Genomic DNA, 11,498 nt, shown 5'->3' with positions numbered 1-11,498 from the left:
TCCCATGAAAATTCGCAAAGCCGTATTCCCCGTCGCCGGCCTCGGCACCCGCGTCCTGCCCGCCACCAAGGCGATGCCGAAGGAAATGCTGACCATCGTCGACAAGCCGCTGATCCAGTACGTCTATGACGAGGCGAGGGAAGCCGGCATCGAGCACTTCATCTTCGTCACCGGCCGCAACAAAAACGTCATCGAAGATCATTTCGACAAGATGTTCGAGCTCGACGCGACGCTCGCCGCGCGCGGCAAGAAGGCCGAGCAGGACATCCTGGCGCAGAACCAGCCGGAGGCCGGCGCCGTCAGCTTCACCCGCCAGCAGGCGCCGCTCGGTCTCGGCCACGCGGTCTGGTGTGCGCGCGACATCGTCGGCAACGAGCCGTTCGCGGTGGTGCTGCCCGATGAGCTCGTGCTCAACACGACCGGCTGCCTGAAGCAGATGATCGAGACGGCTTCAACGCTCGGCGAAAAATCCAACGTCATCGCGGTCGAGGCCGTGCCCGACCATCTCACCCATCAATACGGCATCTGCGGCGTGGGCAAGCGCACCGGCAAGATGTTCGAGGTCGACGGCATGGTCGAGAAGCCGGCCAAGGGCACCGCGCCCTCCAACCTCTCCATCACCGGCCGCTACATCCTCCAGCCGGAGATATTCAAGATCCTTGAGACCCAGGAGCGCGGCGCCGGCGGCGAGATCCAGCTCACCGACGCCATGATCGGCCTCGCCAAGTCGCAGAAATTCTACGGCGTCGAGTTCGAGGGCGAGCGCCATGATTGCGGCTCCAAGCCCGGCTTCCTCCGCGCCAACATCGCCTACGGCCTGAAGCGGCCGGAACTGCGCGATGGGCTGATTGCGGAGATGAAGAAGTATCTGGGGCAGTAGCGCTCCACTCGTCATTGCGAGGAGCGAAGCGACGAAGCGATCCAGGCTGCCTCCGCGGAGACAGTCTGGATTGCTTCGCTTCGCTCGCAATGACGGAGGGGGCCCCTCACGCCACCAACGACAGCTTCGGAAGGCTCGCGACCACGGACTGGTTGCGGCCGCCGGCTTTCGCCGCATAGAGCGCCTTGTCGGCGGCGGCGACCAGGACCGGCCAGTCCAGGCCGGTGGTAGGAACCAAGCCCGCAATCCCGCAGGAGACCGTCGACATCGCCTGGTCGTCGGACCAGCCCTGCACCTTGCCGCGGATCGTCTCGGCGACATTGAAGGCCTCGGCGGCCGAGGTGTTCGGCAGCAGCACCGCGAATTCCTCGCCGCCATAGCGCGCGGCGCAGTCGCCGGACCGCCGCACCGAATCGGAAATGCAGATCGCGATGCCGACCAGCACCTGGTCGCCGGCCTGATGGCCGAACGTGTCGTTGTAGGCCTTGAAGTGATCGGCATCGATCATCAGCAGCGCGACCGGCGTCTTCTGGCGCATCGCGCGGCGCCATTCGACGTCGATGACCTGGTCGAACTTGCGGCGGTTCTTCAAGCCGGTGAGCGCATCCGTCGTCGCCATCTCCTCGAGCTTGCGCTCGGCATCGGCGCGTCGGCCGATCTCGCGGGCGAGCACCAGCGTCGAGGCCAGCATGAACAGGATGAGCGCCAGGACCACGGCGCCGATGCGGTAGGCTTCCTTCTGCCAGAGCTCGAACACGGCGGCGAGCGGCTTGCCTGCCACCACGAACAGCGGACCMGGGCCGGTGCTGCGGACGTAGAGGCGCGGCGTCGCGTCCACCGGACCCTGGCCCGCATAGGACCCGCCGGCCTTGAGATTGTCGGCCTTCCAGCTCTGCCGCGTCCCGAGATTCTTGCCGATGACGTCGAGATCGAACGGCCGCCGCATCATGATGGTGCGATCGCGCGTCAGCACGGTGATGGTATCGTCGGGATCGAGGTTCAGGCGCTCGAACAATTCGTGGAAATAGCTGAAACGGATCGAGCCGGTGACGACCCCCAAGAAGCCGCCGTCGGTATCGCTGATGCGCCGGCTCAGCACGATGGAATAGGCGCCGCGGAAAAGCATCGGACGGCTGATGAAGAGGCCGGCGTCGGGATCGTCGCGATGAACCCTGAAGTAGTCCTCCTCGCTCCGGTTCTCCGGCAGGGGATCGAGCGTGGAGGCGTCGATGGTCAGCCTGCCCTCGGCATCGAACACCTGGATGGCGCCGAAGTGCCGCGCCGTGGTGGCGTGATCGAACAGGATCAGGTGACGGATCGGCTTCGAGACCGCGTTGATCTCCGGCAGCAGCATGTTGCTGGCGACCGCCTTCAGGGAGAGATCGTAGATCTCGATGTTGCGGCTGATATCTGCTTCGATGGAGGTGGCCAGATTGTCCAGCGTCTGGCGCGCGAGGGCCTCCTCGCCGCGGCGCATGTCCAGCATGACGTTGACGCAAATGGCGGAAAAGCCGATCACCGTCACGACGGACGATATGATCAGCAGCTTCGCCGAAATCCGCCACGGCCGGCGGGTCGTGACGTCGCGCCATCCAGACTGCATCGAGTGCTCCCGACACTAGTGGATGCGCCCGAAATCTTGCGTAGTGTTTAAGCCGGGACGGCGCTGCCACAATGAGTTAAGAATTGGTTTCCGCGGGCATCGCTTTTGGGCAGCGGAGCTGGGACGAGAGGACGATTGTGAACGATTACGACGCGCTGCGGGATTACCTGATGCGGCAGAAGCAAACGGAATTCGTGCTGAGTTTCGAGCAGATCGAGGAGATCATCGGCTCGGCCCTGCCGCGGGCGGCGAATCGCGCCTCATGGTGGGACAGCCTCCGCAGCCCCGACATCCAGATGCCCCAGCGCGAAGCCTGCCTCGCCGCGGGGTTCGTCGCGACGCGGATGCCGGACGGCCAGAGCGTGCGCTTCACCAAGAAGAAGCAGCGCAGGTGAGCTGACGCTGCATGATTCTGCGCTGGCTAAGGGGGATTTTTGGCGCAGCCCTGATTGCAACAGGCCTGCTGTTCGCGCTCGCCTTCGAGGCCCGCTACTGGCGCTGGCGCGACTGCTTCAACGAGCTCGGCCGCTGCTACGACCCTGTAACACAGGATGTTTATCTCGAACAGGCGGGAATGGTCTGGGGCGGTCTTGCCGCGATCTCGCTGGTGGTGGGGTTTTGTTTGGTCGCGGGGCTACGACGCAAGCCAGGGTAGGTCAGCTGGACGCGGTGCGCCGCAAGCGCGAGACGGGGGGCGTTAGCCCAAGTGTAGAACCACGGCCTTCATTGGCGATTATGGGGCCAGCGTTCGTCATGGGCTCGTATAAGGCATCTGGTCGTCTGCCGGTCGCAGACGCGCACGCATGTGTTCTGGCGCCCTCGAACGTCACCGGCCCCGCCGGTGTAGTCGGCACATGTGCCGAGGCAGTTTGCGCCTCGATCCTCGCATCGTGCGGCTGTCACTGCTTCGGCCGATGAGGCGAGGAACACGCCGGTGCCGATGAGGGCGATCGCGTAGAAAAGGTGCCGAGTCATCCGTGACTCCTGAGAAAGACGCGTGGTCTGCTCATTCTGAGAACGACAGCTGCGAGCCCAGTGACCTCGATGACGAAGCCGTTCTGGATCGAATGCTGCGTGCCATCTTTCATGGTGGTCGAGCAGGGCCCATTGATCTGGATCAAGCCCGGCATAAGCGCGCCGGTGCGGCACCCCGCTCGCTTTGCGAGCGACCCTTTCGGGGAGGAGAGCGGAAGAAGATAAGCGCTAGCTCGCCGCTTCCAGCCGCACTTCGGTGAGCAGACGCATCGCCGCGTCCGCGTCCATGGGCTCGCCGAAGGCGAAGCCCTGCGCGTATTCGCAGCCCATCTGGTAGAGCTCGACCGCGTCGGAGTCTGTCTCGGCGCCTTCCGCGACCACGTCCATGCCGAGATCATGCGCGAGCGCGATGATCGACTTCAGGATCACCGGACGGGTGCCGCGGTTGGTGGTGCGCACGAAGGACTGGTCGATCTTGATGGTGTCGAACGGGAAGCGCTGGAGATAGGCCAGCGAGGAATGGCCGGTGCCGAAATCGTCGAGCGACAGCCCGGTGCCGAGCTCGCGGATCCGCGTCAGCATCTGGGCTGCGTGCTCCGGGTTCTCCATCACCAGCGATTCCGTCAATTCCAGCTTCAGCGTGCCGCGCGCCACCGAGGAGCGCGACAGTACGGTGCGGATGTCGTGGATCAGGTCGTGGCGCAGCAATTGCCGCGAGGAGACGTTGACGGAGGCGAAGATCGGCTCGCGCGAGCGCATCGCGCGTTGCCATACCGAAAGCTGCTTTGCGGTTTGGTCGAGCACGAACATGCCGAGGTCGACGATCAGGCCGGTCTCTTCCGCGATGCTGATGAATTCCGACGGCGCCATGCGTCCGAGCTTCGGATGATCCCAGCGCACCAGCGCCTCGAAGCCGGCGATCGAGCGATCCTCCAGCCGCACGATCGGCTGGTACAGGATCGTGAGCTCCTGCCGCTCGATGGCGCGGCGCAGCTCGCTCTCCAGCGTCAGGCGGTCGGTCTTTCGCGCGCGCATCGCCGGCTTGTAGACGTCGATGCGGTCGCCGCCGATCCGCTTGGAATGATACATCGCAAGCTCGGCGTCCTTGATGATCTCGTCCGTCAACTGGGTCTGCGGATCGGACAGCGCGAGCCCGATCGAGGCGGTGAGAAAAATCTCGCGGTCGTTGAAGGCGATCGGGGCGCGGATGGTCTTGCGGATGGTTTCGGCGAAGGCGGTGATGCGGGCAGGGTCCTGCTCCGAGAGCAGGATCAGGCCGAACTGGTCGCCGGCAAGCCGCGCCAGCGTGTCCTGCGGCTTCAGGATGCGGGTGAGGCGGCGGGCCAGCGTCAGCAGGATCGAGTCGCCGACCGCGATGCCGACGGAATCGTTGACCTGCTTGAAGCGGTCGAGGTCGATCACCATCAGCGTCGGCCGCAGCGTCGGCATGGTCTTGGCGAAATGCGCGACCGCGCCGAGCCGGTCCATGAACAGTTTCCGGTTGGGCAGCCCGGTGAGGTTGTCATGCACGGAATCGTGCAGCAGGCGCTCCTCGGCGTTGCGCAGCTCGGTGACGTCGGTCAGCGTGCCGACCACGCGCGAGACCTCGCCGTCCGAGCCGACCACCGGGCGCGCCTTCAGCGCGAACCACATGAAATGACCGTCCGGCGTGCGCAGCCGGAAATCCTGCACCAGGCGGCCGCGGCGCTGGTCGAGCACGCTGTCGAGCGCTGCGCGGAAACGGTCCTGGTCGAGCGGATGCAGCACCTCAAGCCACGACGCCGCCGGGCCTTCCAGCGTGCCGCGCTTGAGGCCGAGCAGGGCTTCGGTCTCCGGGCTGGTGAACACCTTGTCGGCGGAGACGTCCCAGTCCCAGATCAGATCGCCGGAGCCGGCCAGCGCCAGCGCGCGCCGCTCGATGTCGGAGACGACGCCGGTGGTGGCGCTGCCGCCGGCAAAGGCGTGCTGCATCACCGTAAAGCCGATCAGCATCACGATCAGCACGAGGCCGCCGAGCAGAGCCGGGCCGACGATGTCGTTGGTGACGGAGCCCGCGACCGTCATGCCGGCCGCGACCACCCAGACCACCAGCAGGAACCAGGTCGGGATCAGCAGCACCGCGCGGTCGAAGCCGTGGGTGGAGAGGTAGACGATCAGCGCGAAGCCCGCGAAGGCGATCAGCACCAGCGACATGCGGGCGATGCCGGAAGCCACCGCCGGGTCGAACAAGGCGAGCGCCACCAGCGAACCCAGGAAGGCAAGCCAGAGCACCGTAATGTGCGAATAGCGCACGTGCCATCGACTGAGGTTGAGATAGGCGAACAGGAACACCAGCAGCGTCGCCGCCAATATCGCTTCACCCGCCGCGCGCCAGATGCGCTCGGCGTTGTTCGACATATCGAGCACCTTGCCCCAGAAGCCGAAATCGACGCCGATATAGACCAGCACCGCCCAGGCCAGCGCCGCGGCGGCCGGGAACATGATGCTGCCCTTCACCACGAACAGAATGGTGAGCACGAGCGCCAAAAGCCCGGAGATGCCGATCACGATGCCCTGGTAGAGCGTGAAGGAATTGACCTTGTCCTTGTAGGACTCGGGCTCCCACAGATAGAGCTGCGGCAGCTTGTCGGTGCGCAGTTCCGCGACAAAGGTGACGACGGCGCCGGGATCGAGCGTGATGCGGAACACGTCGGCCGTCGCGCTCTCCTGGCGCTCCGGGCGGTCGCCGATCGAGGGCGTGATGGTCGCGATGCGCGACAGCCCGAGGTCGGGCCACAGCAGGCCCGACGAGACGATGCGGTAATGCGGGGCGACGATCAGGCGGTCGAGCTGGTCGTCGGTGTTGTTGGCGAGTGCGAACACCACCCAGTTCTGGCCGCCCTCGCGGGCGCGCACCTCGATGCGGCGGACGATGCCGTCGGTGCCGGGTGCGGTGGAGACCTGGATGCGATCGGCGTCACTGCGCTGATGCTCGAGCACGCCGGTGAGGTCGATCGCGGGCGCGTCGCCGCGGACGCTGACGGCATCCAGCGCGCGCGCCTGGGATGCGGCGACGAGAATCATGAGGCCCAGCGCTATGGGCGCGAGGCACCTGATCAGACGCAAGGTCGGTTCTCCGCGTTCGACGCAAACTCTTCAGTGCAAGATGGTCAGTGCAAGGCGTTTTCCGAACGGAACAAGATGGTTCGGCGCGTCGCGATAGATGCCACGAAAGCGAGGAAAATCAAAGGGTTTCCGCCTTGCCTGATGGGCCGTTGGCCTAGACCTCCAACACAATTTTGCCAATATGTGCCGAGGTCTCCATGCGCCGGTGCGCATCGGATGCCTTTTCCAGCGGGAAACTGCTGTCCATCAGCGGCTTGACGCGGCCTTCGCGCAACAGCGGCATCACTTTCGCCTCGATTGCGGCCACCATGGCCGCCTTGTCCGCATTACTACGGGGGCGCAGGGTCGAGCCGGTATGGGTCAGGCGCTTCACCATCACCTTGGCGATGTTGACGCTGACCTTGGGGCCGTTGAGGGTTGCGATCTGCACGATGCGGCCGTCGACCGCCGCGGCATCATAGTTGCGGTCGACGTACTCGCCGGCGACCATGTCGAGGATCAGGTTGGCGCCGGCCTTGTCGGTCTCTTCCTTGACCACGGCGACGAAGTCCTCGGTCTTGTAGTTGATGGCGCGGTCGGCCCCGAGCTTGAGGCAGGCATCGATCTTGTCCTGCGATCCCACGGTGACGAACACTTTCGCGCCGAACGCTTTCGCAAGCTGGATCGCCATGGTGCCGATGCCGGAGGAGCCGCCATGGATCAGCAGCGTCTCGCCGGCCTTCAGGCCGCCGCGCTCGAACACGTTGTGCCAGACCGTCATCAGGGTTTCCGGCAGCGCGCCGGCCTCCTTGATCGACAGCGCCGGCGGCACGCTCATCGCCTGGGCGTCCTGCGCGATGCAGTACTGCGCATAACCGCCGCCGGCGACCAGCGACATCACCTTGTCGCCGATCTTGTGCCGTTTGGCGTTGCTGCCGACCGCCACCACTTCGCCGGCGATCTCGAGCCCCGGCAGGTCGCTGGCGCCGGGCGGCGGCGGATAGGCGCCGGAGCGCTGCGCGACGTCGGGACGGTTGACGCCCGCGGCCTGCACCTTGACCAGGATCTCGTCGGGACCGGGCTGCGGAACGGCACGTTGTTCCGGCACCAGCACCTCCGGTCCACCGGGCTTGGAGATGGCGACCACGGTCATTTGCGCGGGCAGCTTGTCCATGATGTGTCCTTGGATGAATGAATTCGGCGGATGGCATATCGCCTTTTTCCGCCGAAGTGAAACGACATTAAGGCCCGAACCGCGCCGCCAGATGGCTTGCTCTTTCGGGAGAGATTTTTTCGACCAGTGGACCGATCGGCGCGATCGCTGTGCCGGCGCCGCCGTCGAGCAGGTCCGCGATTGGGCCACGGGGCCAGCGTGGCGCGACATCTTCGCCACCGAAGGCGTGCAGCACATTTTCCGACAGGCTGGGTACGATACTCCACGCCAGCACGGCGCAGGCGCGGACCAGATTGAGGCCTGTTCGTGTCACGATCGCCGCGCGAAGCCGATCGGACTTGATGGCCGTCCACGGCGCGGCATGCTGCAGGTAAGCGTTCGCCACACCCCAGATCGCGCGCGTCGCGGCAGCCGCTGCACGAAACTCGAGCGCCTCGTGATGCCGTCGCAGCGTCGCGATACGCTGCTCCAGTTCCCGTGCGAGCAGGTGCTCGGCCTCGTCAGGAGCGCCGCCTTCCGGAATCCGGCCGTCGAAGGCCCGATGGGCGAAGCTGACAATGCGATTGACGAGGTTGCCGAAGATGTCGGCGAGATCCTTGTTCACGTCGGCGACGAACCTGGCAACGTTGAAATCGGTGTCGGCGCTTTCGGGCGCGTTGGCGATCAGCCACCAGCGCCAGAGATCGGCGGGCAATTCCTCCAGGGCCTGGTCGGTAAAGATGCCGCGATTGCGGCTGGTCGAGAACTTGCCACCCTCGTAGTTGAGCCAGTGGAATCCCTTGATCACGTCCACGCTCTTCCAGGGCTCGTTCGAGCCGATCAGCGTCGCCGGGAAGCTCACGGTGTGGAATGGGATGTTGTCCTTGCCGAGGAACTGGACGTAGCGGACGTCGTCGGCCTGCCACCACCATTTTCGCCAGTCGCGGCTAGGTGCGGCGGCGGCCCATTCCTGGGTGGCGGCGATGTAACCGATCGGCGCGTCGAACCAGACATAGAAGACCTTGTCGGCGAATCCCTGTCGCGGAACCGGGATGCCCCAGGCCAGATCGCGCGTGATGCAGCGATCGCGCAGATCGGCTGTCAGCCAGCCTTTCGCGGTCGATACCACGAAGGAGGGCCAGCCGGAGCGGCTATCGATCCACGCGCTCAACGCTCCGACAAGTTGCGACTGGCGCAGGAACAGATGGCGGCTTTCGCGGACCTCCAGCGCCCGGTCGCCCGACAGCGCAGATCGCGGGTCGATCAGTTCGGGCGGATCGAGCAGCGCGCCACACTGGTCGCATTGATCACCGCGCGCGGACGGGTCGCCGCAATGCGGGCAGGTGCCGAGCACGTAGCGGTCCGGCAGGAAGCGGCCGTCCGTGGGTGACCAGACCTGCGGCAACTTACGTTCCTCGATCAATCCGGCATCGTCGAGCCTGCGATAGAAGTGCTGCGTCAGAGCGCTGTTCTGTGGCGAGCTGGTTCGCCCGAAATGGTCGAAGGAGAGGCCGAACCGGCGGTAGATGTCGGCCTGGATTGCGTGCTGCGCGTCGCAGAAAGTGCGGACATCCTGTCCGGCGCGAACCGCGCCGAGCTCAGCCGGCGTGCCGTGCTCGTCAGTGGCGCAGATGAAGAGCACGTCGTCGCCGATCTGCCGCCTGAAGCGGGCATGGACATCGGCGGGGAGGAGCGAGCCTATGAGATTGCCGAGATGCTTGACGCCGTTCACGTAGGGAAGGGCGCTGGTGATGAGAATTTTGGTCATGACTGCGGTCTTTCGCGTTTGGTGATGCCGACCGACGAAAAATCAAAAGCCCTCCCGCATGATCGGAAGGGCTTGGGGTCGGCTCATGCCTCACGCGCGTGGACGCGCGCTTATCCCGTCCGGTCAACCTCCTTGCGGTTGGGCCGGGGCATTCGCGTCAGGTGTTGCGCGCTCGCGAAACTCACTGCAAATTCTCCTTGTGCAGAAGCGATACCATTTCGGCTCGGAAAGCGCCAGATCGGCGTCGTTCAGGACAGGACTGCCCGGGAGGACACATGGCTATCGAGGACGACGACAAGCCGCGCAAGAAGGTCAGCCATGAAATCGGACAGGATCTCTCACTCCTGTCAGTGGAGGAACTGACCGAGCGCGTCGCGCTGCTCAACACCGAGATCGCAAGGCTCGAGGAAGCCGCTGCCAAAAAGCGCGCCTCGCGCGATGCGGCGGATAGTTTTTTCAAGAAGTAGAGCCCAGCGCTCACCTCTCGTGTCCCGGACGCGGTGCAGGGCGTAGCGCTGCTCCGCGGAGCCGGGACCCATGCTTCGCGCAAAACTATCTCGCGTCGTCGTTCCGGGGCGGCGCGCAGCGCCGAGCCCGGAATCCATAATCACGGGCAGTTGAAACGGGCAGGCTGAGCCGGGCCACCGCATCCGCCTGTGGCTATGGATTCTCAGATGCGCAATTGCGCATCAAAGCTCGCGACTTCGTGGCGTCCCGGAATGACGAGTGCCGAGTTTGTTCCGCCGCCCCCTCGGCCAGTGACCGACATGGCTAACGAACTCTCAAAAAATTAGCTCGTTTACTTCCAATTAAGCTTTCGGGTTTATGACTGGAGCTGTCCTCGTTTGGACACCGAGTGGCTCCTGTCCACTCTGTTTGACGCCTCCCTGTTATCAACTTTCAAAGCCGCCGGTCTCCGGCGGCTCTTTTTTTGCCTTTTTGGGTCCCGTTCCGGTTGAATTCCGAGGAAAGACGCGCGGAAACCATATCCGCGCTTGTCGCTGGACTCCGCGTCCGGCTCGCGCAATGATTTGTTCATCATAAGCCGGCGCCAAAGCCGGACAGTCAGACAGTTGCGTAAGGGGCGTTAACCATGGAACGTTTGCAAGCCGAAGGTGCTCTCGTTCAACTCAGCGAGCGGTTCACCAATTCTGCGGCGTTCGGCGTCCTGTTCCGTGAGGGCATGGACCTGGTGGAAGAGACGGCCGCCTATCTCGATGGCGCCGGCCGCACCGAGGCCAAGGCGCTCGATCGCGCCGTCAGCCTCACCTATGCGACCGAGAGCATGCGTCTGACCACCCGCCTGATGCAGCTGGCCTCGTGGCTGCTGCTGCACCGCGCGGTGAAGGAAGGCGAGATGACGCTGAGCCAGGCCAATCGGGAGAAGACCAAGGTCAAGCTCAGCGCCGCCGATCCCGGCCCGTCCGATACCGTCGAGAAGCTGCCCTCGCAGCTCCAGGATCTGATCCATCGCTCGATGAGTCTTCAGACCCGCGTGCGCCGCCTCGACACCACCATCCACACCCCGCCGGTCGAATACGTGGCGATCGGCAACCCGCTGGTGCCGCAGCTCAACGCGCTGAAGGCCGCGTTCGAGCGGTAAGCACCCAGGTGCCGTAGTCACAGGTCTCGTAGGGTGGGCAAAGGCGCAAAGCGCCGTGCCCACCATTTTGCTTTCCGGATCGTAGAAGGAATGGTGGGCACGCTTCGCCACCTACTGGTCTCGCCACAAACAAAAACGCCCCCGGTCTGACCGGGGGCGTTTTTCGTGTCCAGCCTTGCGGCGGGATCAATCCTTTTTGAGAAAGCCCGAAAACTTCTTCTGGAAGCGCGAGACGCGGCCGCCGCGATCCATCAGCTGGGCGTTGCCGCCGGTCCAGGCCGGATGCGACTTCGGGTCGATGTCGAGGTTCAGCGTGTCGCCTTCCTTGCCCCAGGTGGAGCGGGTCAGGTACTCGGTTCCGTCGGTCATCACGACCTTAATCGTATGATAATTCGGATGAATTTCGGCTTTCATGGCAATTCCTCGGCGCCC

10 protein-coding genes are annotated in these 11,498 nt (G+C 64.5%); 5 read left to right on the top strand and 5 right to left on the bottom strand.

The features are described 5' to 3' along the window. Positions 1–4 precede the first annotated feature (4 nt). Positions 5–880, top strand: coding sequence for a UTP--glucose-1-phosphate uridylyltransferase GalU (gene galU / locus AC1DW2_RS19615; RefSeq protein WP_014498169.1), 876 nt, complete (start codon positions 5–7; stop codon positions 878–880). A gap of 106 nt (positions 881–986) precedes the next feature. On the opposite strand, the gene AC1DW2_RS19610 is transcribed toward galU, so the two are convergent. Further along, a complete protein-coding gene (locus AC1DW2_RS19610; RefSeq protein WP_477006987.1) occupies positions 987–2,483 on the bottom strand; it encodes a sensor domain-containing diguanylate cyclase in 1,497 nt (498 codons plus the stop codon). Positions 2,484–2,620: 137 nt separating this feature from the next. Between AC1DW2_RS19610 and AC1DW2_RS19605 the strand changes: the two genes are divergently transcribed. Together AC1DW2_RS19605 and AC1DW2_RS19600 are read left to right on the top strand one after the other, a co-directional pair. After that, positions 2,621–2,878: a DUF7662 domain-containing protein gene (locus tag AC1DW2_RS19605; RefSeq protein WP_028148420.1), complete on the top strand. Its 258-nt coding sequence runs from the start codon at positions 2,621–2,623 to the stop codon at positions 2,876–2,878. A gap of 11 nt (positions 2,879–2,889) precedes the next feature. Beyond that, positions 2,890–3,138 carry a hypothetical protein gene (locus AC1DW2_RS19600; protein WP_477006986.1) on the top strand — a complete coding sequence of 83 codons (249 nt, stop codon included), beginning with the start codon at positions 2,890–2,892 and terminating at the stop codon, positions 3,136–3,138. A 548-nt stretch (positions 3,139–3,686) separates the two neighbouring features. Here AC1DW2_RS19600 and AC1DW2_RS19595 read toward each other — a convergent pair. The 3 genes from AC1DW2_RS19595 to metG all read right to left on the bottom strand — a co-directional run bounded on the left by AC1DW2_RS19595 (position 3,687) and on the right by metG (position 9,463). Next, positions 3,687–6,563 (bottom strand): EAL domain-containing protein, encoded by a 2,877-nt coding sequence (locus AC1DW2_RS19595; RefSeq protein WP_071916666.1) that lies wholly within the window; start codon positions 6,561–6,563, stop codon positions 3,687–3,689. Between the two features lie 154 nt (positions 6,564–6,717). Next, on the bottom strand, positions 6,718–7,716 hold the full coding sequence (locus AC1DW2_RS19590; RefSeq protein ID WP_441497692.1) for an NAD(P)H-quinone oxidoreductase: 999 nt from the start codon (positions 7,714–7,716) through the stop codon (positions 6,718–6,720). 67 nt (positions 7,717–7,783) lie between these two features. Next, complete coding sequence (gene metG, locus AC1DW2_RS19585; RefSeq protein WP_477006985.1) at positions 7,784–9,463, bottom strand: methionine--tRNA ligase; 1,680 nt, start codon at positions 9,461–9,463, stop codon at positions 7,784–7,786. A gap of 275 nt (positions 9,464–9,738) precedes the next feature. Here metG and AC1DW2_RS19580 point away from each other — a divergent pair, with 275 nt between their 5' ends. Beyond that, entirely contained in the window at positions 9,739–9,930 is a 192-nt protein-coding gene (locus AC1DW2_RS19580; RefSeq protein ID WP_477006984.1) for a DUF1192 domain-containing protein, read from the top strand. A gap of 626 nt (positions 9,931–10,556) precedes the next feature. Further along, positions 10,557–11,066, top strand: coding sequence for a protease adaptor protein RcdA (rcdA, locus tag AC1DW2_RS19575; RefSeq protein WP_028148425.1), 510 nt, complete (start codon positions 10,557–10,559; stop codon positions 11,064–11,066). A gap of 186 nt (positions 11,067–11,252) precedes the next feature. Here rcdA and rpmE read toward each other — a convergent pair whose 3' ends face one another. Next, positions 11,253–11,480 (bottom strand): 50S ribosomal protein L31, encoded by a 228-nt coding sequence (rpmE, locus tag AC1DW2_RS19570; protein ID WP_007599895.1) that lies wholly within the window; start codon positions 11,478–11,480, stop codon positions 11,253–11,255. Between the last annotated feature and the right edge of the window lie 18 nt (positions 11,481–11,498).

Source organism: Bradyrhizobium sp. P3_C3 (assembly GCF_056402655.1).
Note: the sequence above shows the minus strand (reverse complement) of the source record. Positions and strands in the feature narration are given on the sequence as shown.